Here is a 23,564-nt window from a genome sequence, read left to right as displayed (position 1 = left end):
GGGAACAGCCCCGCGGACTCTCTCCGCGGGGCTGTTGTGCATGCGGCGCGCGTTCGACGATCCCGCTTGCCTAGATTGAGCGCCTCACGGATTCGTGTGTCACCACAGGCATCGAGGGCGCCCCTGCGGGGCGGATACCAGCAGGATGAACAGCGGGATGCCGACGGGATACCGACAGGATACCGACAGGATGTGCTCGAGTGCGGTGACGTATCTGGACGAGGTCACCATGGTGGGTTCCCGTGATGAATCTCAACGGTCACCCCGATATCGACTGCTACATCGACAGTCCGCCCAGACATCACAACGCCCCCGCATCCTGTGGACGCGGGGGCGTTGTCTATCGCGGTGTCACCGATCCGGCTCAGTGCTTCGACTGCGCCTGCGAAATGGAGTCGAGGCGTTCGCGCGAACGATACGGATTCGGAATGTTCAGCTCCTCCGCCTTCGCATCGAAATCCGACCATCCCTTGGCGAGCACCTGATTGCCTTTGAACAGGATCGGCGTCTCGGTGGTGCGGCTGATTTCGTCTTCGATGCTGCCGGGCGTGTCGCGGTACCACACGACCGTATAGCGCTCGCCCTGGGTGAGGAACACCTGGGTGCGATAGCCATTGTGGAGACGCAGGGAGTCGCCCGGCTGCAGGGGCTCGATCATGCCCTTGCCAATGACGGCATCCACATCCGCCATCGTCATACCCGTATTGACGGGGCCGAGCTTTTCCTTGCCGACCATATCGGAAGGACCACAGGCGGCCAGTACACTGAGTGTGAGGGTCGCGGTGAACACGGAAAGAGAACGGACAAGAGCAGGTTTCATATGGATCACGTGACGAACGGTTTTTGCCGGATGATGGGAGCTGACGCGCAGGAGATCTGCCGCGCACAACAAAGAAAGATAGTGAGCTTGGGTACGCTTTCGTAGGGCGGAGGTTCCCGATCGGAAAACGACCGATTGAGAGCCAGCGATTTTGTACCACGCCACCGGGGAGCCGTCGACTCCGTCCACTCCTCACTTGGGATGGAGGGAAAGAGAAAGGGGAGGCGCCCCGAAGGACGCCTCCCCAACTCATTCCTGCACGGTGGCCGTTAGAGCACCACCGTTTCCATCATCACGGCGTACCGGTCGGACCAGTGAGGCCGAAGTTCACCGTCGCCTGAATGTCGGCGGCAGTCGCCGGGGCATTCGAGATGACGATGTTCTGGACCACGAGGTTCGAGCCAGCGGTCGTGATGTTGTTGGTACCCGTACCGCCAGAGGCGGTCGTGTTACCCGTGGTACCGGTCCACGTCTGGCCACCCGAAACCTGGGTGATCGCGATGGACACGTTGTAGGTGCCCGTCGGAGCATGGACGACCAGCGGCGTACCGGTCGTGCCGCTGAAGTCACGGAAGCCGCCCGTGGCTGCGTAGGCCGAGCTCGTGAACCGCACCGTGTACGGGATACCGTTCGGCAGGTTGTTCGAGCCGCCGCCCGCAGTCACCAGGTTCACAGTGATCTGTGCACTCTGCTTCGTGTAGGCCACGTTGTAGGCCGGCGCGCCATTCGTACCAAAGCCCGAGGCCGTGACGGCCGCAGCGTACGGGTTGGCGAACGTCGTGCTGTAGAACGCCGTGTCAGCCGCGACGTAGGCGCTCTGGTTACCCGCGAGCGTGCAGTTCGCGTTGGCGCCAACCAGGAAGTGGTTGCTGCCGTTGGCCATCGAACCGATACCGCAACCAGCCGCACTCGGCAGGTTCATACCCGTCGGGAGACCCGACACGTTGAACTGGATGTGGTTGGTGGTATTGGTGTAGGCGAGCGCAGCGTTCGGCACCGCAGCCGGCGGCAGCGCAACGTTCAGGCCCGTGACGGCGGCCGGAGCGGTGTGCGTGTAGCCGTTGAGGACCGAGCTGCCCGTCGGCGTCACAGAGTACGTGCCCGCACCCGGGACCACGTAGTTCTGCGTGCCGTTGCCCTGCGAGACCGTCTGGCTGAAGCCGTTCGGGCCCGCGATGGTGAACGACGGGGTACCGCCGCCGACGACGCCGCTGACCGTCACCGAGACCTGCGTGGTGGACAGCGTGTAGTTGACAGTGGCCGAGCCGACGCTGTTCGCGTTGACCACAACCGTGCCCGACGGGGTCACCGACTGGACGGAGTAGCTGTTGTTGTTGAACGTCACCTGCGAGCCGGTCACGAAGTACGTGCCAGCCGCCGGGACGACGTACGTGCCCGGGCCCGTCACGGTCTGCGTGTAGCCGAGGCCGTTGGAGATGGTGATCGAAGCCGCCGCACCGGCCGGGAGGCCCGTGACGGAGATCGCGATCGCCTCACCACCGATGACGATGCCGTTCGGATCGGTCGCCAGGCCGGCGCCGTTGCTGCGCACGCCGATGGCGATGATACGATCGTTCACCGCGACCTGACGCTGCGTCGTCTCGAGCGACGTCGGGGTCTTGGCATAGGCATCCGAGGTCAGCGTCCACGTCCAGAAGCGGATCACGCCCTGGTCGGACTGGGCCGCCGACGTGGCCTGGCCGAGGTACTCGTAGTTGCCCGAGGTGGCGTTGTAACGGAAGAACTCCACGCGGCTGAACGGCGGGTTCGGCACGTTGGTGTTACCCGTCAGCTGCGCCTTCAGGCCCGCGGGGGCGAGGAAGGCCGGCTGCAGGGACGCCTGCGTGTTGAGCACGGTCCAGCTGCTGTAGTTGTTCGCCGTCGCGTTGCCGTTCACACCCGAGATCGAATTCAGGTTGCTCAGCGCGACCGCGCCGAACGACGTCGTGTACGCGGCCGAGGCGGCGTTGTTCACGTCGAATCCGGTGCCCTGGATGTTCGTGATGTTGGCCAGCGCGGCCGGGCTGTTCGAGAACGAGGGCACCGTGCCGGTGGTCGTTTCGAGCGCCGTGATGAACGGCGCGCCCGTCGGGAGCTGCACGTTACCCGCGAACGGCGTCACGACTTCGTCGTTGAAGCGCGCGTTCAGGAGCGTCTGCGGGTAGATGAAGCGGCTGCCAATCGTCGGCCACAGGAGGCTGAGATTGTAGGCACGCGCTTCGACGTCGTCGCTGATCTGGGCCTGGAAGACCGGGGCCGAGCCAGCGGCGATGGACGCCGGGACGTTCAGGTCGCCGAAGATCGGCGCCGGACCGTTGTCGATCGCGACCGCACGGCTCAGGACTTCCGACACGTTACCGGCGCGGTCATAGACCTTGGCGCGGTAGGCGTAGATGCCCGGGTTGCCGAACGTCACGGCCGTCGCCTGACGGTAGCCGTCAGCCAGCGCGCCGAAGATACCGATCGAGAAGCCGTTGTTGCCCTGGTTGATGAACGGGCACGACGGGTTCGTCACCGGGTTCGATCCACCCGTCGCAGTCGACGTGGTGTTCGCGAACGGATTCGTGGACGAGGTGTTCATCGCCACGAGGCTGTTCGGGTTGATGCAGTTGAAGTTGTTCGAGCTGGCGCGGTTCAGCGTCTGCGGGTTCGCGCTCGAGGCACCACGCGTCGCGAAGTGCTGGAACGAGCCGTAGACCGACGGCTGCAGCTGGTACGTCGACGACGCCGACACACGCAGGACAGCGTCCTGGTCGTTGTTGTCGATGAAGCCGGCGCGCTCGTCGATCACTTCCGCCTGCACCGAACGCGAGGCCGAGCCCCACGCGGTGTCGGCAGCCGAGGCCGTCGAGAAGCGGATGAGCGGAGCCGTCTTGTCGACGCCGAGGCGCTGCGACAGCGGCGAGTAGCTCAGGTTGCCCAGCACGTCCGTTTCGGTGTAGCCCACCGTGTACGGTCCACGCGTCTTCAGGTTGTAGTCACCCGCGGCCGTGGCCGACGGATTCCAACCACCCTGGTTGTCGCTCGAGCATTCCGGGATGTCCGCACCCGTCGCGTTCGGCATCGCCGCAGAGGCGGTGTCGATCGCAGCGGCGGAACCGCCCGTGCCCGCGGCGCAACCGAAGAAACGCCAGGCGCGCGACGACGTGGCCGGGAGGCCGATGCCGTTGTCCGACGACGAAGCCGTCTGCGACTGGAAGTTGAACGCGGCGTTCACCCAGCCCGTGACGGCCGGCGTGTTCCAGATCGCGTTCTGCGCCACCGTCGTGGTCGGGGCCGTGCGACGGATGTCCGGCTCACGGGTCGTCGGGCCGGCGTAGTCGAGGCGGTTCGCCTGGATACGCGCAACCTGCGCCGAGAAACGGTAACCGTCGACGCGGGTCACGACCGGCGCCGGGTTGTTGTAGTTGTCCGTACCCGCGACGACGCCCACGAAGTTCGAGGCATCCGACGCCGGGTGCGAGTAACCACGGCACTCGATGACCTTGTTCGCGGCCGTCGAGAAGTTGGTGTACGTGTTGCTCGACGAAGAGGTCATGCGACCCACTTCGCTGTTGTACGAACCGTTGAACGGCAGCGCCGTGTAACGCTCGTAGCTGGTGCCTTCACCCGTCTTGAGCGGGTCGACGTTCGAGACGCCGAGCGCCAGGGTGCGATCGGCCTGGCCGCTCTGGTTACAGATGGCGGACGAGCCGTTCAGGCCTTCACGCAGGCCGATGTCGATGCGCGTAACCGTACGACCCGGGGTATAGAAGACCGGGACGATCGAGTACGTGCCAGTGCCTTCGGCGCCCGGACCACCCCACCAGGTGAGGTTGTTCGACGCGTGGATGGCCGACCGCGACGGGTTCGTGTAACGAGCCGCGTAGCCGTCGAGGTTGTTGAAGTTCAGCACCTGACGGTTGTTGACCGCGTTCTGCTGTTCCAGCGCCGTCGTACCCTGCGTGGTGAACACCGAGGCCGAGACGAGCTTCTGGCCGTTCGGGTAGAAGACGTCAGCCGCGCCCGTCTCGAAGTTCGCCGTGAAGTCCGCGGTGTTCACGAAGAGCGTGATGTCACCCTGGTTCGCGGTGCCGTTCGAGTAGAGCTGGCGGGCCGCCGGACGGCGGTTCGAGCCATCGGCGTTGGCGATGAACACGACCACCGAGTCGACGCGCTGGCCGTTCGGCTGGAGGTTCAGCACCACCTGGATCTGGTCACGAACGTTCGTGATGTCGACCGGCTGGTTGACCTGCGCGTTGGCCGACGTGACGAGACCTTCCGCACCCGACGACGTCGAGTAGTAGGTCGAGATCGGACCCTGCGTGATCGTCTGGATCGTGACGTTCGCCGAGGGCGAGACCGTCACCGGCACCTGCTGCGTGAGCGTCGACGCGGCGAAGTTCGTGTTGGCGGCCGAGGTGGCCGTCACCGTGATCACCGCCGTGCCCGACGCCACCGCCGTCACGAGACCAGTCGACGACACCGTGGCGATCGACGGAGCCGTCGTGCCGTAGGTGACCGTCGCCGCCGCCGCACCGGCCGGCTGCTGGACCGACGCCGACAGCTGCGCCGTCGTGAGCAGGCCCATCACCAGCGAGCTGGGCTGGACGTTCAGGGCCGTGATGCCCGAGGGAAGCGCCGTGACCGTCACCGTCGCCGCGCCCGTGAGCGTGGTCGTGGTGTAGCCCGTGCCCGAACCCTGCACCGACACCGTGATGGTCGCGACGCCAGGCGCCACGGCCGTCACCACACCAGCGGACGTCACCGTCGCGATGGCCGTGTTGGACGACGTGAAGGAGTTCGTGGTCGTGACCGACGACGCCGCCTTGTTGACGTTCGGGACGATCGTGACCGTCTGGTTCACCGCCAGGCTCGCCGAGGTCGGCGAAACCGTCAGCGTATTGATGGCCGCAGCCGGAGCCGCCACCGTGATCGACGCCGCCGCCGCCTTGCCGGTGGAGGTCGCAGCCGTCACCGTCGCGTTACCCGCCGCCACTGCCGTCACGCGGCAGGCCGAGCCGGCCGACGTGGCCGTGGCCACGGCCGTGTTGCTCGACGTGCAGCTGGCGAGCGTGGGGGCCGCGGTTGCGCTGCCGCCCGAGATCAGAACCGCGAAGTTCAGCGATTCGCCAACGTTCATGCTGGCGCTCTGGGGCGTGATGGACACCGTTTCTGGTGGCGGAGTCTCCGTCACCGTGACGTCGTCACCGCAAGCACCGAGTGCCACGAGGGCACCCAAGCTCAAGGCGACGAGCGTCTTGTTCCGAGAAAAGAGTTGCATTCATCCCCCTCTTGCGAGGTAGTGGAGGTAGCTGCCGTCGAAGGGTCGGGTGCCCGCCGACAACGTTCTGCTGTGACAGACGCCGGCCGCTCGGCCTGCGTCTCATCACGTGCACTTCACAGGGGACCTGAACTCGACTCGGGGAGCGGCCGATGGGAGTATCGAAGTCGTGCGAAAAGACGCGATGCCCGTCATGTCCTGCCTGTCATCCGGCGGGAAACCCGCCACACGACAGCCCTGCACTCACGCCGCCGGACGGTCCAAGCTCCGCCGGGGCACGAGCCCCACACCTGCTTCTACTGCGGCGCACCGTGCGCGCGTCACTCCGGGATAGGGTGACGCACACACTCCTCGCGACAATAGCAAGCGCGGAAACTAGGGGTGATCCGCAACACGGTCAAGCAGCGGAACCCCTGGTGTCCTGTAATGGCAGTCACAATGGTGGCACAAAAACCCGTTTTCGGCCAGTTATCCACAATCCGGTGGGGGGTTGTGGGGATGGATTCGGGATGAACCGTCGGATTTCGGGTGCCGGGTGGTGGGTCTGAGGAGGCACCGCCAGGTTGGCGATTCGGCGCCGGAAAGCACGTTCTGCCCCGCCCCTCCTCCGGTCCACCGGTACAGAGGGAGGGACGCCTCACCCGCAACAGCGTCACAGGACAGGCACCGTAGTTCCAGCACCCGTGGTTCCAGCTCCCGTAGTTCCAGCTCCCGTAGTTCCAGCCCCCGCAGTCCCCGTTGTCTAATTTCCACCCCAATGCCCACCGCCCCCCTCAACCCCGCCCAGGCCGACGCCGCCGCCCACGGCGATTCCCCCCTGCTCATCGTCGCCGGGGCCGGGTCCGGGAAGACCCGCACGCTCATCTATCGGGTCGCCGCCCTGATCAAACGCGGCATCCCCGCCCATCGCATCCTGCTCCTGACCTTCACCCGGCGGTCGGCGCAGGAGATGCTCTCCCGCTGCGAGCAGCTCGTCGGCTCCGCCTCGCATCAGGTGCAGGGCGGGACGTTCCATGGCGTGGCCCACCGGCTGCTCCGTCGTTTCGGCCCCGCCGCCGGTCTCCCCGCCGACTTCACGATCCTCGACCAGAGCGACGCCGCCGATCTCATGGGACTCGCCCGCTCCGCCCTCGGCTACGGCGACCTCAAGAACGCGCCCCGCTCCGCCCCGCGGTTTCCCCGCGCCGAAACGCTGTTCACCGTCTATTCGCGCCACGTCAACACCGATCGCCCGGTGGCCGATCTGCTGGCCGAGCAGTGGCCGCATTTCCAGGCCTGGACCGGCGACATCGAGCGTTGTTTTGCCGACTACACGCGGCGCAAGAGCGAACGCAATCTCCTCGACTACGACGACCTGCTGCTGTCGTGGGCCCTGCTGCTGGAACAGGCCCCGCCCATCGCGGAGCAGATGCGGGCGCTGTACGACCATGTGCTGGTGGACGAATATCAGGATACGAACCCGCTGCAGTCGCGTATCCTGCGCGGCCTCTGCACCAGCGGGCACATCACCGTGGTCGGGGACGATGCCCAGAGCATCTATGCCTTTCGCGGCGCGACCATCCGCAACATCCTCGACTTTCCGCACGAGTTTCCGGGCACGCGCATCGTGACCCTGGAGCAGAACTACCGCTCCACGCCGCACATTCTCGATACCACCAACGTGCTCATCTCGCGCAGCATGGAACGGTATTCGAAACAGCTTTTCACCACGCGGGTGGACGGCGAACATCCGTGGCTCGTGACCGTGCGGGACGAGAACGCGCAGACCGCATTCGTCGTGGATCGTCTGCTGGAGTTGCACGAGCAGGGCACACCGCTGCGCGAAATCGCGGTACTGTTCCGTGCCGGCTACCTCTCGGCCGATCTCGAGATCGAACTCGCGAACCGACGCATTCCGTACGAGAAATGGGGCGGCCTCAAGTTCCTCGAAGCCGCCCATATCAAGGACATCCTCGCCTTCGTGCGGTTGCTCGAGAATCCACGCGATGAAGTGAGCTGGTACCGGCTGCTGCGTCTGCTTCCCGGGGTGGGTGACGCCACCGCGCGCAACGTCATCGACCTGTTGGCGCAACATGCCTGGGCCCCCATGGTCATCGGCGCCGCAAAAGCCCCCGCCCGGGCCCGTCCCGGTCTGCACGCGCTGGGGGCGCTGCTCGACGGCATGACGCGCGTGGAACGCGGCGACCGGCCGCACAATCCATCGGAAACGATCCGTCTCGTGCGGCAGTTGTACGACCCGTTGCTCGAAGCGACGTACGACGACGCGCCCCCGCGTCTCGCCGATCTCGATCAATTGGAGATCATCGCCGCCGGGTATGTCGATCGCACCGAGTTTCTCGCCACACTCGCCCTCGAGCCGCCGTCGAACACGCAAGATCTGGCGGTGGGCAGCACCGATGAAGACGACGCGCTGATTCTGTCCACGGTGCATTCGGCCAAGGGCAAGGAGTGGGACGTCGTGTTCGTCATCCACGCGTCCGATGGCGTGTTCCCGATGGCCCGCGCCGCCGTGGACGATGCGCAGGTGGACGAGGAGCGTCGTTTGCTGTATGTGGCGATGACGCGTGCGCGGAACGAGCTGTACGTGACGTATCCGCTGCACAGCTACGCGACGCGGACCGGCGCCGATTTTTCGTATTCGCAGCTGTCCCGTTTTCTCGATCCGGGTGTGCGCGAGACCATGCAGCGCGTCACGGTGGGTGAGGTGCCCGGTCTGCTGCTGCCCGGTGCGCACGAACTCGCCCGCATGGAGCCGGTGGTGGATCTGCGCGCGCTGCTGCGCGGGAAGTTTGGGGGGTAGGGCGGGCGGCTTGTGCGGCGACCCGCCGGCACTGGGTCACTCACACGCCATGAGGGGCCGCCTGCGGCGGCGATACCGGCAGGATGAACAGCGGATAACAGCAGGATCATTTCTGGTGTGGCATCAGGGAAGCCGGGCAGCGTGCCGGAAACCGTAGATCTGTACTTCCCTCAGATTCTCTTCGACGTGGTAGAGGATCAGATAGTCTCCGTAGACCAACCTCCGCAGTTCGATCCCCTCAATGTCACTTTCCACCTCGGCGACCGCATAACGTTCCGGATTCCGTTCGAAGCTGTCCATCTGGAACAGCAACCCGCGGAGCCAATTGGATACGCGAGATTCGGGTACACCCTGGTCCGCGAAATACGTCAGTTGGTCATTCAGTTTCTCGTGAAACTGTTCAGCATAGAGGACGCGGTAGGTCATCTCGAAAGATCGATCCCGTGCCGTTCAGCCAACTGCCGGATGCCTTCACGGGCATCGCGAACACGCCCGGTTTCGAAGTCCCGCCTGCCCTTTCGAATCAGTGCGAGATTCTCGGCCAGTTCCCTCTGGCCGATCTCATCGATGAGCGTCCGCATCGCATCGTAGGTTTCCGGGCTCAGCACCACCGCCGCCGTGCGGCCATTCGTGGTCACGAACAGTGGCCGACCCGTCTCCTGAATCCGCTGAAAATTCTCGCTCAGACGGGAACGGAGTTCGGTCAGCGGTACGATGTCCTTGGCGAGCATCAGGCAGCCCTCGATCTTGTCGTGTACAGAATTATGTACTGTATTTTGTACCTCAATTGATCATCGGTCAAGACCCCGAGAACGCCTCCGAACTCATCCTGCAGGTATCCTGTTGTTCATCCTGCTGGTATCGCGCCCGCAGGGCGCCGTTCACGGCCTGCCGCCCCATGCAAAGACCGGTGTCCCCTGCCATTGCCCGGCCGGCAGACACATCTTGCAAGGTTACCCATCCGGGTCCCCCTTCGCCCCACGCAATGCCCAGTTCCATGCTGCGGACCGTATGCCTTGCGGCTGTCATGCTTGCCTCGGTCGCGACCGCCGAGGCACAGACGGCCTCCCCGGCGCGCCGGACTGTTTCCCGCGACTCCTTCGCGCTGAATGCGGTGCTGCCGGTGGACCCCGCTGTCCGCGTGGGCACACTGCCCAATGGCATCCGCTACTACGTGCGCCGTAACAGCAAGCCCGAGCAGCGTGCCGAACTCCGGCTCGTCGTGAACGCCGGTTCCATTCTGGAAGACGAGGACCAGCGCGGCCTGGCGCACTTCGTCGAACACATGGCGTTCAACGGCACGACCAACTTCGCGAAGAACGACATCGTGAAGTACCTCGAGTCCATCGGCGTACGGTTCGGCGCCGACCTCAATGCCTACACCGGTTTCGACGAAACCGTCTACATCCTGCCCGTGCCCACCGACAGCGCCGGGATCCTCGAACGCAGTTTCCGCTTCCTCGGCGATGTCGCCAGCGGCATCAGATTCGACTCTCTCGACGTCGTGGCCGAACGTGGCGTGGTGCTCGCCGAATGGCGGGATGGACTTGGGGTCGGTGAGAGGCTGCGCGACAAACAGTTCCCCGTGATCTTCCGCGGCTCGCGGTACGCGGAACGTCTGCCCATCGGCAAGCCGGACATCATCGAGCACGCCAATCCCGGACCGCTCAAACGGTTCTGGCGCGACTGGTATCGACCCGATCTCATGGCCGTGATCGCCGTGGGGGATGCCGATCCTGCCCGTCTCGAACGGCTCATCCGCACCACGTTCGCGCCGATCCCCAAACGCACTGCGCTGCGCGCACGACTGCTCGCCACGGTGCCCAGCCACGATTCCACGCTCGTCACGATAGCCACCGACAAGGAACTGACATCCTCGAATGTGGGCGTGCTGTGGAAACGGCCGGGAACCCCCACGCGCACCGTCGGCGATCTGCGCAACGATCTGCTGGACGATCTCTACGACCGCATGATCAACCAGCGCTTCACGGAACTCGCGCTCAGGGCCGATGCGCCGTTCGTGAACGCGGGCGCAAGCAGCGGCACGTTCGTGCGTGGCAGCGCCTACTACTCGCTCGACGCCAATGCGCGGGAAGGCAAGGTCGTCGAATCGCTGCAGGCCGTTCTCACCGAAGCCGAACGGGTGCAGCGTCATGGATTCCTCGCCGCCGAACTCGATCGGGCCCGCACCAACATGTTGCGCGGCTACGAGCGCGCCCATGCGGAGCGTGACAAGACCCCCTCGGGGGCGTTCGTGGACGAATACGTGAACCACTATCTCACGGGTGACGGGATTCCCGGCATCGCGTTCGAGTATGCCGTGGTGCAGAAGCTGCTTCCCGGCGTCACGCTCGCCGAAGTGAACGCCCTCGCGCAGTCGCGTGGCGGCGCCGCCAATCGTGTGGTCACGGTGACGGTGCCCGACAAGGACGGTCTCGTCGTTCCCACGGAAGCCGAGGTGCGTCGCGTCTTCGGTACCCTCGTCGCGGCCGAGATCGCGCCCTGGGTGGAAACGGTTTCCGACGCGGCGCTCGTGCCCACGCTGCCGACCCCGGGACGCGTGACCAGCGAAAAACACATCGCCACCCTCGGGGTCACCGACTGGACACTTGCCAACGGTGTCCGCGTGCTCGTGAAGCCCACCGACTTCAACGCGGATCAGATCGTCATGAGCGCATGGAGTCCCGGTGGCGCCAGTCTCGTGAGCGATCGTGATGTCTTCAAGACATCGCTCACCCCCACCGTGATCGAACGTGGTGGCGTGGGGGCGTTCGCGCTTCCCGATCTCGTCAAGAAGCTCACCGGCAAAGCGGCCAGCGTGAACACGAGCATCGGCGATCTCAGCGAGAATCTGTCGGGACGCGCCTCTCCGCAGGATCTGGAAACGCTGCTGCAATTGACGTGGTTGCGCATGACATCGCCCCGTGCCGACACCGCGGCGTTCCAGGCGCTGCTGCCGCCACTGGAAACCGCGCTGCGCAACAAGGACGCCAACCCCGGCGCGGTGTTCTCCGACACGGTGCAGGTGACGCTCGCCGGTGGTCATCCGCGGGTGCGTCCGCTCACACCGGACATGCTGGGCGAACTCGATCTCGGGGAAATGCTCGCCATCTACCGCGATCGCTTCGGGGACGCGAGCGATTTCACATTCCTCTTCGTCGGCAACGTAGACCCGGCCATCCTGAAACCCCTCGTCGAACAATGGCTGGGATCCTTGCCGGCCAGCGGTCGTCATGAAACGCCGCGCGACGTGGGGCCGAAACAATTCACCGGACAGATCGACAAGGCCGTGCACAAGGGGATCGCTCCGCAGAGCCAGACGGCGGTGTTGCTAGCCGGCACGGCTCCCTGGTCACGGGAAGAGGCCTATCTGCTGTCGTCGGTGGGTGAAGTACTGGAGATGCGTCTGCTGGACCGGTTGCGCGAGGCATTGGGCGGCACCTATTCCGTCTCCGTGAGCACGGCATTTTCCCGTCGTCTCCGGCAGGAATGGCAGATCGCCATCAGCTATGGTTCCGCGCCCGACAACGCCGATCCGATGTTCAAGGCTGTCGAGCAGGAACTCGATTCGCTGCGCCGCGTCCCGCCCTCGGCGGCCGAGGTGGAGCGCGTGCGTGAACAGCAGCGCCGCGAACTCGAAGTGGCGAAGAAACAGAACGGGTACTGGGTGAACCTGATCCGCGGTCGCGTCGAAAACGGCGACCCGCTCGATGGTCCGATCGAAGACGAAACGCGGATCGCGGGGCTGACGGTCGACAAGCTGGCCGCGGCGGCGCAGCGATATCTCGTCGAGACCAACCGGGCGCGGTTTGTGCTGCTTCCGGAAAGCTCCCGGTGAGAGCTTTCAGATAGTCAGAGAACGGCGTTGCCGCGGATCACGCGGATGGGGCGGAAACAGCACGGATGAACAACGGTCAAGCAACAAATTGAACAAAATGAACAACGGGTCAACAAAGAATGTTGTTCCCGTAGTTATCCGTGCTGTTTCCGCCCCATCCGCGCAATCCGCGGCAACGCAGTCATCTGTTATCTGATCTCGCCGTCGAATCCCGATGCGCCGCGATGATCCGCGAGATCGCCTGCCGCAGATCGGACCCCGACGCGACATAGACCGAGTCGAATCGGTCCAAACCATCCGCGTACACCCGGCGGGCCAGCAGGACGGCGTTGTCGAGCACCACCCGGCCTGACCAGCCCGGTGGGTAGCCGCGCAGGAGCGGGCCGACCGAATCGACCAGGCGTCGCTGTGCCCGCGCGTAGACGGAATCACGCGCCGTGATACGCGCAGCGGTCGCCGAGTCAGGCAGCGCGGAGAACACACTGTCGATCTCGCGCGCGGTGCGTCCCCAGAAGGCGCCCAGCACCAGATCGTCCTGCCAGTCGTCCTGCGCGCGGCGGATCAGCACGCTGTCGCCGAGCATGCGGAAGAAGTGTTCGGCGCCACGTCCTCCCACGAATGACGCGAACGACTCGTTGAACGAGACCTTGCCCTTGGCGAAGTACGTATTGTGCAGCAGTTCGTGCAGCACCGTGTTCACGAGGGTCACCGAATCCTGGCGCACAGTGGTGCTCACCAGCGGATCGTTGAACCAGCCGAGCGTGCTGAACGCGCTCGAGGCGCCGAGGCTGACATCGAACCCCTCGGCACGCAGTTGGGCCGCGGTGCGTTTGGCCTCGTCGAAATCGAAGAACCCCTTGTATGGGAAGCTCCCGACCACCGGAAACGACCAGGTCTTGAGTTTGAGCCGGTCGCGATACGCCGCCGAAACCACCAGCACCAGCGTGTCGCGATCGAGCGGGGAGTACGTCGTGAAACTCTTGCCCGCCTCGAGCCCGAGCGAATCCACGGCGAACTGCCTGGCGGCGAGCACCAATGCCAGTTTGGCACGCAAGGCAGGGTCCGTATTGTCGCGGACCACCAGCCGCTGGATCGGTTGACGCCGGGCGAGGATGCGCGCCTCCTCGTAGGCGGCGCGCGAGATGTAACATCCCATCGGCGTGAGCGTGAGCAGCACGACCAGCGCCGCCGCCAACCCGCCGGCCGCGCGCCGTGCCCAGCGTCCCCACGCGCGCCGGACGATGTGATCCGCTCCTGACAAGTCCTGCCGCACCTCCCCGTGCTGCGATATCATTCCTGATCCATGTCGTTCGTTCATCTGCACTGCCACTCCGAGTATTCGCTCCTCGACGGCGCGAATCGTATCGACGATCTGATCAAGCGCGCGCAGCACTATGAGATGCCTGCGCTCGCCATCACCGATCACGGTAACATGCACGCCGCCTGGGAGTTCCAGGAGAAGGCGAAAAAGGCCGGCATCAAGCCGATCCTCGGCATGGAAGCCTACGTGGCGCCGGGGGACCGCCGCCAGCGTGGACGCCCCGCGCCGGGAGTGAAGCCGTACTACCACCTCGTGCTGCTGGCCCGCGACATCGTGGGCTACCGCAATCTGGTCAAGCTCACCTCGCTCGGGTACACCGAGGGCTTCTACACCAAGCCCCGCATCGATCGCGAGCTGCTGGCCCAGTATTCGGAAGGGGTGATCGTCTCCTCCGCCTGTCTGGCCGGCGAAGTGGCCACGCACCTGATGGAGGACCGGCTCGACGAGGCGCGTGAGGCCGCCGCGTGGTACGCCGAGCTGTTCAAGGGGCGCTACCACCTCGAAGTCCAGGCCCACACCAGCGAAGGACAGCCCATCCTCAATGCGAAGATCCTGTCGCTCGCCGATGAGCTGAACCTGCCGGTCGTCGCCACCAACGACGCCCATTTCCTGAAGCACGAGGATCACGACGCGCACGACGTGCTGCTCTGCATCGGGCTCGGCAAGGATCGCAACGACCGCGATCGCATGAAGTACGACGACGGATTGTACTTCAAGAGTCCCGATGAGATCCGCTCGTTCTTCCCGGGCCGCGAGGATGTGCTCACGAACACCCTGGCCATCGCCGACACGGTGGACGTGCAGTTCGCGAAGAAGTACTACGTGCCCTCGTTCCCGCTGCCCGAGGGGGTCGCCACCGAGAACGACCTGCTGGTACAGCTCTCCACCGAGGGAGCGAAACGGCGATACGGCGATCCCTTCAACGAGGAAGTCCGGCAGCGCCTCGAGTACGAACTCGACGTCATCACGCGCACCGGATACGCCGGCTACTTCCTGATCGTCGCCGACTTCATCAAGGCGGCGCGTGATCGGGGAATTCCCGTGGGGCCCGGGCGTGGATCGGCCGCCGGTTCGCTGGTGGCGTATTCGCTCGGCATCACCGACGTGTGTCCGCTGGAATTCGATCTGCTCTTCGAGCGCTTCCTCAATCCCGAACGCGTGTCCATGCCCGACGTGGACGTGGACTTCTGCTTCGAGCGCCGCGGGGAAGTGATCGAGTACGTGCGGCAGAAGTACGGCAAGGACAGCGTCGGTCAGATCGTCACGTTCGGGACCATGAAGTCGCGCGCCGCCATCAAGGACGTGGGGCGCACGCTGGGCTTCTCTCCGGCGGAAACCGACGCGCTGGCCAAGCTCATTCCGAATGCGCCGAACTTCTCGTTGACGGTGAAGGAAGCCATCGAGCAGGTGCCCGAAGTGAAGTCGTTCTACCAGAACGACGAGCGGTACCGGCAACTGCTCGACTTCGCGGTCAAGCTCGAGGGCCTCTCGCGGCACACCGGCGTGCACGCGGCCGGCGTGGTGATCGCGCCCGGCCCGCTCGATGAATTCGTCCCCATCTGCACCCAGGCGTCCAAGGGTGCCGGCGGCGACGGTGACGAACGCGTCATCGTGACGCAGTACGACATGACGGCGCTCGAGAAGGCCGGCATGCTCAAGATGGACTTCCTCGGGCTGACCACACTCACCGTCATCACCGATACGCTCCGGAACATCAAGGAGCGTACCGGCCGGGACGTGCAGCTCGAGGAGCGCGGCTTCACCGACGCGGAGACCTACCAGGTACTGCGTGCGGGACGCACGGGCGGCGTGTTCCAGTTCGAATCGCCGCTGGCCACGGACGTGCTCAAGCGCATGCGCTGCGACCGTTTCGACGACCTCGTGGCGTCGAATGCGTTGCTGCGCCCCGGTCCGCTCGATGCCGGCATGCACAACGTGTACATCCGGCGCAAGCGTGGCGACGAGCCCACGGCGTACGCGTTGCCGGAACTCGAGCCCATCCTGTCCAACACCTACGGCGTCATCACCTACCAGGAACAGGTGATGCGTATCGCACAGGTGCTCGCCGGCATTTCGCTCGCCGAAGCCGACGTGCTGCGCAAGGCCGTGGGCAAGAAGGACGCGGAGCTCATCAAGAAGGAACTCGGCAAGTTCACCGAGAAATCGATCGCGCGCGGGTACGATCCGAAAATCATCGAGGAACTCGCGGGGCAGATCGAAACGTTCGGGCGTTACGGGTTCAACAAGTCACACTCCGTCGCCTACTCCGTCGTCGCCTATCACACCGCCTTCCTCAAGACGCACTACCCGGCCGAGTTCATGGCCGCACTGCTGTCGTCGAACATCGGGAAGACGGAAGAAGTCATCAAGTACATCGCCGAAGCGCGCGAAATGGGTATCGAGGTGCTCGCGCCCGACGTGAACGAATCGGGGTGGCGCTTCACCGTGGTGGGCGACAAGCGCATCCGCTTCGGGCTCGGTGCCATCCGCAACGTCGGCAAGGGCGCCATCGATTCCCTGCTGGCCGCGCGCGTCGAAGGGCCATTCGCATCGCTGCACGATCTGTGCGGCCGTGTCGATCTGCGCCTCTGCAACAAACGGGTGTTCGAGGCCCTCGTGGCGGCCGGCGCGTGCGACTCCCTCGGGGGGCATCGCGCGCAGCTGCTCGCGGCGCTCGATCACGCCATCAGCGAGGCCGCCCTGCAGCAGGAGGAGGCGGAACGCGGCCAGGGATCGCTGTTCGGGGATTTGCTCGGCGACACGTCCGACACACCGTCGGGCAACGGCCGTCAGCCGGCAGCGCTGCCGAACATCCCGGCCTGGACGGAAAGCGAGCGGCTGCAGCGCGAGAAGGAGCTGCTCGGCTTCTACATCTCCGGCCATCCGCTCGAGCCACACCGAACAGAGTGCGAACTCTTCGCCAGCCACACCGTATCGCAGCTCGGCACCTGGACGGCGGAACCAGTCACGATCGGCGTGGTGGTGACATCGATCAAGCGGCAGATCTCCAAACGCAACGGAGCCGAGTTCGCCCGGTTGACAGTCGAGGATTTTTCCGGATCTTCCGAAGTACTGGTCTTTCCGGAAGCGTGGGGGGTGATCGCCGAACGTGTTCGCCTCGACGTGCCGCTGCTCCTCAAGGGCGGCTACTCCCGGAAGGATCAGGACGTCGAAAACGCCACGTTCATCGTGAACGAGGTCACGCGCTTTGCGGAGCTGCGGGCCAGCGGTGATCTGGCGGTGGCGATCGATCTGGGTTCCAGTCTCGATCTGCCACCGGCGGTGATGGAGGATGTCCGCGCCCGGGTGGAAGCCCACGAAGGGTCGGCTCCGCTCGAAGTGCGGTGGCGTGATGGCAACGGGAAGCCCGTGCGCTTCCGGTCCAAGTCACTCACCGTGACGGCATCCCCGGCAATTCTCTCGGATCTTCGCGCGCTGCTTGGCGCCGACCGGGTGCGCCTCGTGCGCACCGGTGGCTGACGAGCCGTTTTCAAGCCGCGTCACTCTTTCAGGACTCTTATGGCTGCTGCCCCGGTTCTCGAGTTCGAGCGTCCCATTGCGGAACTCGAAAAACAGATCGAGGAACTGAAGCGACTCGCCTCCGACCGCTCACTCGACGTGGCCGAGGAACTGGCTCCGCTCCAGAGAAAACTGGGCGACCTGCGGGTTCAGATCTATCAGAATCTGACGCCCTTGCAGCGGGTGCAGGTGGCGCGCATGGCGCGTCGTCCGTTCACGTCCGACTACATCCGGTACGCCTTCACCGATTTCATCGAGTTGCACGGCGACCGCCTGTTCCGCGAGGACGCGGCCATCATGGCCGGCTGGGCGCGCCTCGAGGGAGAAACGGTGATGCTGATCGGGCACGAGCGCGGTCGCGACACCAAGGAAAATCTCAAGCGCAACTTCGGGATGCCGCACCCCGAGGGGTATCGCAAGGCGCTCCGGCTCATGAAGCTGGCCGAGAAGTTCCAGGTGCCGGTGCTCACATTCATCGACACACCGGGCGCGTGGCCCGGACTGGGCGCGGAAGAACGCGGACAGAGCGAAGCCATCGCGCGCAATCTGCTCGAGATGAGCCAGCTCCAGGTGCCCATCATCGCCACCATCATCGGCGAGGGGGGATCCGGCGGCGCACTCGCGCTGGGCGTGGCCGATCGGGTACTCATGTTCGAGAATTCGGTGTACTCCACCATCTCGGTGGAAGGGTGTGCGGCCATTCTCTGGAAGGACGGCAAGAGCCAGGAGATGCGTGAGAAGGCGGCGTCTGCGCTGCGCGTCACGGCCGCCGATCTCGTGGAGTTGCGGGTCATCGACGAGGTGATCCCCGAACCGGTGGGCGGTGCCCACGCGGATCATGCCGCCACCGCCCGGGCGCTGCGTGAGACCCTCACGCGCAATCTCGAAGAACTGCGTCGTCTCAAGCCGGACAAACTCGTGCGCCGACGCCGCGAGAAATTCCTCCGCATGGGGCAGTTCACCGAGTGAACCTGGCGCATCGCGCGCGGTAGGACAGAGCCGTGGCGCACCTCATCGAAGTCGCATTCCGCGGCAATCGCAAGGAGTTCTTCTCCTGGGACGGCGAGACGCCGCCGCCACTCAAGGCGGCGGTCATTGTCGATGCCGACCGTGGGGAAGATCTCGGACGCGTGCATTCGACCGGCGAACTGGCCGACATCCGCTGTCGCGGCTGCGCGCATGGCTGCGGCACGGCGCCGCCGGCCCGACGCGCGTTGCGTCTGGCCACACGCGACGACGAGCAGATCGATCGCGAGTTGACCGCCCAGAACGAACAGGCGCGGCGCGCGGCCATGGAACGCGTGAAAGCCAACGGGCTCGTGATGAAACTCACCGACGCCGAATGGCAGTGGGATCGTCGCAAGCTCACGATCTATTTCACGGCCGAACGGCGCGTGGATTTCCGCGCCCTCGTGCGCGATCTCGCCGCCCTCTTCAAGACACGCATCGAACTCAAGCAGATCGGCGTGCGCGACGAAGCCAAGCGGCTCTCCGGCGTGGGCCGCTGCGGCCGCGAGTATTGTTCGTCGTCCTGGCTGCCCGATCTCCGTCCGGTCAATCTCGGAGTGGCCAAGGATCAACGGCTGTCGCTCAATCCGCAGCAGATCTCGGGCGCCTGTGGCCGTCTCATGTGCTGCCTGCGCTACGAGCACGAGTTCTACGTGCTGAGCCGTCGCAAATTCCCCAAGGAAGGGAAGATCCTCAACACCTCCCGTGGCGAGGAGAAGGTGATCACCTGTGACATCTTCCACGAACGGGTGACGCTGCGTACGTCCGAAGGTGACAGCCGGGTCATCACGCTGGCCGAACTGCGCGCGGAAGTGGACGGGTTCGACGCGTCGACACTCTCCACCACCATGGAGCATGCGTCGCCATTGGCCGGGGCGCTCGACGCGGGCACGATGTCCATGCTCGACACACAGGAGTTTGAGACCGTCCTTCTCGCCTCGTCAGATTTTGCGGATGAAGTGTCGGCGGAACATCTGCACCGGCCGGCCAGGCCGGCAGAGAACGGTGCGGTCGTGACGGCGTCTCCCGAGGTGGAGACCGAGGCGGAGACCGAGGCGGGGGCGGAGCGTGAGGTGAAGCCAGACACGGGCGACGAAAGCGACGCGCCCGCGGACGCGGACGCTCCAGCGGAGGCCGCTGCCGACGCGCCCCGGCGCAAGCGACGGCGCGGACGGCGCGGCGGCCGCCGCCTGCGCGCGGCGGAAGAGCGGCGGCGTGCCGAGACCGGCGAGTCGACGGATGATCCGGAGCAGGCCGACGAGGGCGAAGACGGCGAGGCCGATTAACTTTCAAAGATGTCTCGCTTCTACCTGACCACCGCCATCGACTACGCCAACGGTGATCCGCACCTTGGCCATGCGCTCGAAAAGATCGGCGCCGATGTGATTGCCCGCTATCGCCGTTTCTGCGGCGACGATGTCCATCTGCTGATCGGCATGGACGAGCACGGGCAGAAGGTGCAGCAGACGGCCGCGAAGGAGGGCGTGGCACCGCAGGCATTCACCGACACGATCGCGGCGCGCTTTCAGGCCATGTGGGCCCGGCTCGGCATTTCGTACGATCAGTTCATCCGCACGACCGAACCCCATCACAAGGTCGGTGTGCAGACGCTGATCCGTCGCATCGCGGAACGGAATCCGGACGATTTCTACGAGCGGTCCTACACGGGCATGTACTGCGTGGGCTGCGAGTCGTTCAAGCAGGACGCCGATATCGTCGACGGGAAATGCGTGTTGCACCCCACGCGTACACTCGAGGAAGTGGAGGAACGCAACTGGTTCTTCCGGTTGTCGAAGTACCAGGCGTTCCTGCAGGACCTGCTGGCCTCGAACCCATCGTTCATCGAACCATCCAGTCGACGCAACGAGATTCTCGGCCTGCTCGCGCAGGGTCTCGAGGATATCTCGGCCTCACGCGCCCGGCTCGACTGGGCGGTGCCATTCCCCCTGCCGCTCTCCACAGGAGAGACACAGGGCACGTACGTGTGGTTCGATGCACTGCCCAACTATCTGACGGCCACCGGATTCCCCGATGCCGGGTACGAGACCCGCTGGCCGGCGGATCTCCATATCATCGGCAAGGACATCACGCGGTTCCACGTCGTGATCTGGCCCGCCATGCTGCACGCGGCGGGATTGCCGCTGCCGAAGCAGGTGTGGGCCCACGGGTTCGTTCAGCTGGGCGGTGAGCGCTTCTCCAAGAGCGCCGGTGTGAAGCTCGATCTCGGTGAAGCCGTGGACCGCTTCGGGGCGGATGCCTTCCGGTATGTGCTGCTGCGTGAAGTGCCGTTCGACGGCGACGGCAACTTTTCGTGGGAGCGTTTCGAGGAGCGGTATACGTCGGATCTCGCCAACGCCTTCGGCAATCTCGCCAGTCGGGCGATGGCCATGGTGGAGAAGTACTGCGATGGCGTGGTGCCCGTGGCAGCGACGCCCGACGCCGAGCGGGCGGACGCGGAGGAAATCGCCACCTATCACCGCGCCATGCACGGTGAGCAGGGGTGGCAGTTGCACGAAGGGCTGGCCGCCGCGGCGCGTCTCACCGCACGGGCAAACGAATACGCCGCCGCCACGGCACCGTGGACGGTGGCCAAGGATACCGCACGTCGGGCGGAACTCGAAGTGATCCTCGCATCGCTGATCCGGCGCATTGCCCGACAGACCCTGCTGCTCGCGCCCTTCATGCCGGAGAAGACCGCGCAGCTCTGGCGTCAGCTCGGCGCCCCCGGCGAGATCGGAGCGCAGACATTCGCCGCACTGGAGAGCCTCGACGTGGGCGGCTGGCGGGTGAGCAAGGGAGAAGGGTTGTTCCCGAGGCCCGCAGCGGTATAAGGATTGCGCTACGCGCTTTTGTATCAGGAGGGAGCAGGGAGGAGCTGGTCAGGGAAGAGATTTGCAGGACAACGGTTGTCCTATCGATCTCCATCCTGACCAGCTCCCTCCTGCTCCCTCTTGATACAAAAGCGCGCAGCGCCCTCCTTTTGTGACACCACTCCATTTCATTGTGACACCCCACTGTTTCGTCGTGGAATGCAGGGCCAGCATCGGTGTTGCAGCCGTCGGCCATATTCGTTCTCGTGGTGTGCAGCCATCAGCCGCCACCTTTGGAGAACGCTGTCATGTCGTATCGGTCCACCCCATCACCCGCCACGCCGCTCCCGACACGTCCGGTCATTCGTGATCGTCGGGGGTTCGCGCTCGAGGCGGTCCTGCTCATCCTCGTGATGTTTTCGGTGATCATTCTCGCCGGTCTTTCGGCCGTGACGACGATCTCCCGGACATCGGATGCGGACTACCGTGGCGCGCGCGTGAGTTATGCCTCCGAGGGCGGTGCCGACGACATCATGTCGCAGCTCGACGCCGCCATGCAGGACGGCATCATCAACGGCGCCGACATCGCGTCGATCCAGACGCCGGAGATTCCCGGCTATGCCATCACGCAGACCACGCGCACGACGGGCACACCGGTCACCCGGACGATCACATCCGGGCCATTTTCCGGCCTCTATTCGCTGAACCAGCCCATCGACATCCAGGTGACCGCGCGCGATTCGGCGGGCAGCCGCGCCATGGCCGTGCTCTCGGTGAACGCCCAGACCATCCCGCTCTTCCAGTTCGGTGTGTTCTACGAGGAGGACCTGGAGATTCTGCCGGGTCAGGTGATGACCTTCGCCGGATGGGTGCATACGAACGGCAATCTGTACCTCTCGTCGAACAACGTCACCTTCCAGAGCAATCTGACCACGCCCGACAGCGCATTCTGGCAGCGCAAGGACAAGAACGATCGTCTGAGCGGCGTCTACATCAACAACAACGCGGGCACGGCGGTCAAGCTGGACTTCGATTCGCGCAGCCTCTCCGGTCCCGCGTTCAAGACACGCAGCGAGCAGAAGTTCAACGGCCGTCTGATGACGAATGCCCACGGCGTGCGTCCGCTCAAGCTGCCGTTGCCGGCGAATGTGCCACCGATCGCGCTGGTGGAGCCGAAGGCCGGCGGAGACGACCCGATGGTGCAGGCCGTCAAGATGGCGTGGAAGGCCGACTGGTACATCACCGTCAATGCCACCGGCATGGCATCGGGCAATATCTGCAAGTTCATGCTGCAGGAACGCACCGGTGGACTGGCGTTGCCCGACTCGACGATGTGCAAGAAGATCTTCAAGGCCAAGCCCAACGCATTCGAGGAAGGCCGCGAGCGCATCGGTGCGGATCTGATCGATGTGGACATCGGCATGCTGCGCGTCTGGAGCGATTCCGCACCGACGTCCCGGTCCCCGGGGATCATGTATTTCGAGATCCAGGGCGGCGCCGGCCATGCGAACTATGACTACGTCGCCATCCGGCTGCGCAACGGTATCCGACTGCCCAAGTCGAGAACACTCGCGGACACCGGCGGTCTGACCATCGCGACGAATCGCCCCGTCTATGTGCTGGGTGACTACAACAGGAACTCCCAGGTGGGTGATGTGTGGCGGCCCGCCGCCATCATGGGCGACGCGGTCACCTTCCTGTCCAATCCGCCCATCGGAAATCCGAACATGGACACCACGTCCGCGTACGGGGACTATCGGTGCACGACAGCCAAGCACCCCGATGGATGGTGTGACATCCTGCAGACGACGTTCACCAAACGAAAGGCCCGGGCTACGGAAGTGAACGCCGCCATTCTTGCCGGACACTCGGCGACCACCTGCGACTATGCCCGTGCCGGCTGCAGCTCACCGCAGTACGGTGGAGGACTCGAGAACTTCCCGCGCTTTCTCGAGAACTGGGGCAGCGACCGTGTCTTCCGGTACACGGGATCGCTGGTCTCGCTCTTCCAGAGCCGCGTGGCCAATCGCTACGCCTGGAGCAACCGGGCCTACTACGATCCTCCGGCGCGTCAGTGGAGCTTCGACGTGAACTTCCGCTTCCCCGAACGTCTGCCGCCCGGCACGCCTTCGGTGGGGACGGTGCTGCAGACTGCCTTCCGTCCCCTCTACTGAGGCCTATCCCT

Annotated in this window: 12 protein-coding genes; 8 read left to right on the top strand and 4 right to left on the bottom strand. The window is 64.9% G+C overall.

All coding sequences use genetic code 11. The annotated features are described in order from the left end of the window. Positions 1-364: 364 nt before the first annotated feature. Positions 365-889: a hypothetical protein gene (locus WG208_RS00970; protein ID WP_337169441.1), complete on the bottom strand. Its 525-nt coding sequence runs from the start codon at positions 887-889 to the stop codon at positions 365-367. Positions 890-1,112: 223 nt separating this feature from the next. Further along, positions 1,113-6,083, bottom strand: a complete 4,971-nt coding sequence (locus WG208_RS00965; protein ID WP_337169440.1) for an Ig-like domain-containing protein — start codon at positions 6,081-6,083, stop codon at positions 1,113-1,115. Positions 6,084-6,840: 757 nt separating this feature from the next. Here WG208_RS00965 and WG208_RS00960 point away from each other — a divergent pair. Next, entirely contained in the window at positions 6,841-8,883 is a 2,043-nt protein-coding gene (locus tag WG208_RS00960; RefSeq protein WP_337169439.1) for an ATP-dependent helicase, read from the top strand. Positions 8,884-9,006: 123 nt separating this feature from the next. Here WG208_RS00960 and WG208_RS00955 read toward each other — a convergent pair whose 3' ends face one another. Further along, complete coding sequence (locus WG208_RS00955) at positions 9,007-9,309, bottom strand: type II toxin-antitoxin system RelE/ParE family toxin (RefSeq protein WP_337169438.1); 303 nt, start codon at positions 9,307-9,309, stop codon at positions 9,007-9,009. A gap of 17 nt (positions 9,310-9,326) precedes the next feature. Between WG208_RS00955 and WG208_RS00950 the strand changes: the two genes are divergently transcribed. Both WG208_RS00950 and WG208_RS00945 read left to right on the top strand, forming a co-directional pair. Beyond that, the gene (locus WG208_RS00950; protein WP_337169437.1) at positions 9,327-9,674 is read left to right on the top strand and encodes a hypothetical protein; all 348 of its coding nucleotides are present in this window, start codon (positions 9,327-9,329) and stop codon (positions 9,672-9,674) included. A gap of 236 nt (positions 9,675-9,910) precedes the next feature. Beyond that, entirely contained in the window at positions 9,911-12,721 is a 2,811-nt protein-coding gene (locus WG208_RS00945) for an insulinase family protein (protein WP_337169436.1), read from the top strand. A 181-nt stretch (positions 12,722-12,902) separates the two neighbouring features. Here the strand turns inward: WG208_RS00945 and WG208_RS00940 are convergent, their stop codons facing one another. Further along, positions 12,903-14,015: an aminopeptidase gene (locus WG208_RS00940; RefSeq protein ID WP_337169435.1), complete on the bottom strand. Its 1,113-nt coding sequence runs from the start codon at positions 14,013-14,015 to the stop codon at positions 12,903-12,905. Between the two features lie 9 nt (positions 14,016-14,024). Here WG208_RS00940 and dnaE point away from each other — a divergent pair, with 9 nt between their 5' ends. From dnaE to WG208_RS00915, 5 genes are all read left to right on the top strand, one after another. Continuing rightward, positions 14,025-17,522, top strand: a complete 3,498-nt coding sequence (gene dnaE, locus WG208_RS00935; protein WP_337169434.1) for a DNA polymerase III subunit alpha — start codon at positions 14,025-14,027, stop codon at positions 17,520-17,522. A gap of 39 nt (positions 17,523-17,561) precedes the next feature. Continuing rightward, complete coding sequence (locus tag WG208_RS00930) at positions 17,562-18,530, top strand: acetyl-CoA carboxylase carboxyltransferase subunit alpha (RefSeq protein WP_337169433.1); 969 nt, start codon at positions 17,562-17,564, stop codon at positions 18,528-18,530. Between the two features lie 32 nt (positions 18,531-18,562). Beyond that, complete coding sequence (gene ricT / locus WG208_RS00925) at positions 18,563-19,855, top strand: regulatory iron-sulfur-containing complex subunit RicT (RefSeq protein WP_337169432.1); 1,293 nt, start codon at positions 18,563-18,565, stop codon at positions 19,853-19,855. Positions 19,856-19,864: 9 nt separating this feature from the next. After that, complete coding sequence (locus tag WG208_RS00920) at positions 19,865-21,400, top strand: methionine--tRNA ligase (RefSeq protein WP_337169431.1); 1,536 nt, start codon at positions 19,865-19,867, stop codon at positions 21,398-21,400. A 287-nt stretch (positions 21,401-21,687) separates the two neighbouring features. Beyond that, positions 21,688-23,553 (top strand): hypothetical protein, encoded by a 1,866-nt coding sequence (locus WG208_RS00915; protein WP_337169430.1) that lies wholly within the window; start codon positions 21,688-21,690, stop codon positions 23,551-23,553. The last annotated feature ends 11 nt before the right edge of the window (positions 23,554-23,564 follow it).

Source organism: Gemmatimonas aurantiaca (genome assembly GCF_037190085.1).
Taxonomy (GTDB): Bacteria; Gemmatimonadota; Gemmatimonadetes; order Gemmatimonadales; family Gemmatimonadaceae; genus Gemmatimonas; species Gemmatimonas aurantiaca_A.
The sequence above is the reverse complement of the archived record's forward strand: the minus strand, read 5'-3'. Positions and strand labels throughout refer to the sequence as shown.

Coding starts and splice junctions, on each gene's coding strand:
- WG208_RS00965 (WP_337169440.1), bottom strand. CDS start 6,083: ATGCAACTCTTTTCTCGGAACAAGACGCTCGTCGCCTTGAGCTTGGGT.
- WG208_RS00960 (WP_337169439.1), top strand. CDS start 6,841: ATGCCCACCGCCCCCCTCAACCCCGCCCAGGCCGACGCCGCCGCCCAC.
- WG208_RS00955 (WP_337169438.1), bottom strand. CDS start 9,309: ATGACCTACCGCGTCCTCTATGCTGAACAGTTTCACGAGAAACTGAAT.
- WG208_RS00945 (WP_337169436.1), top strand. CDS start 9,911: ATGCTTGCCTCGGTCGCGACCGCCGAGGCACAGACGGCCTCCCCGGCG.
- WG208_RS00940 (WP_337169435.1), bottom strand. CDS start 14,015: ATGATATCGCAGCACGGGGAGGTGCGGCAGGACTTGTCAGGAGCGGAT.
- dnaE (WP_337169434.1), top strand. CDS start 14,025: ATGTCGTTCGTTCATCTGCACTGCCACTCCGAGTATTCGCTCCTCGAC.
- WG208_RS00930 (WP_337169433.1), top strand. CDS start 17,562: ATGGCTGCTGCCCCGGTTCTCGAGTTCGAGCGTCCCATTGCGGAACTC.
- WG208_RS00920 (WP_337169431.1), top strand. CDS start 19,865: ATGTCTCGCTTCTACCTGACCACCGCCATCGACTACGCCAACGGTGAT.
- WG208_RS00915 (WP_337169430.1), top strand. CDS start 21,688: ATGTCGTATCGGTCCACCCCATCACCCGCCACGCCGCTCCCGACACGT.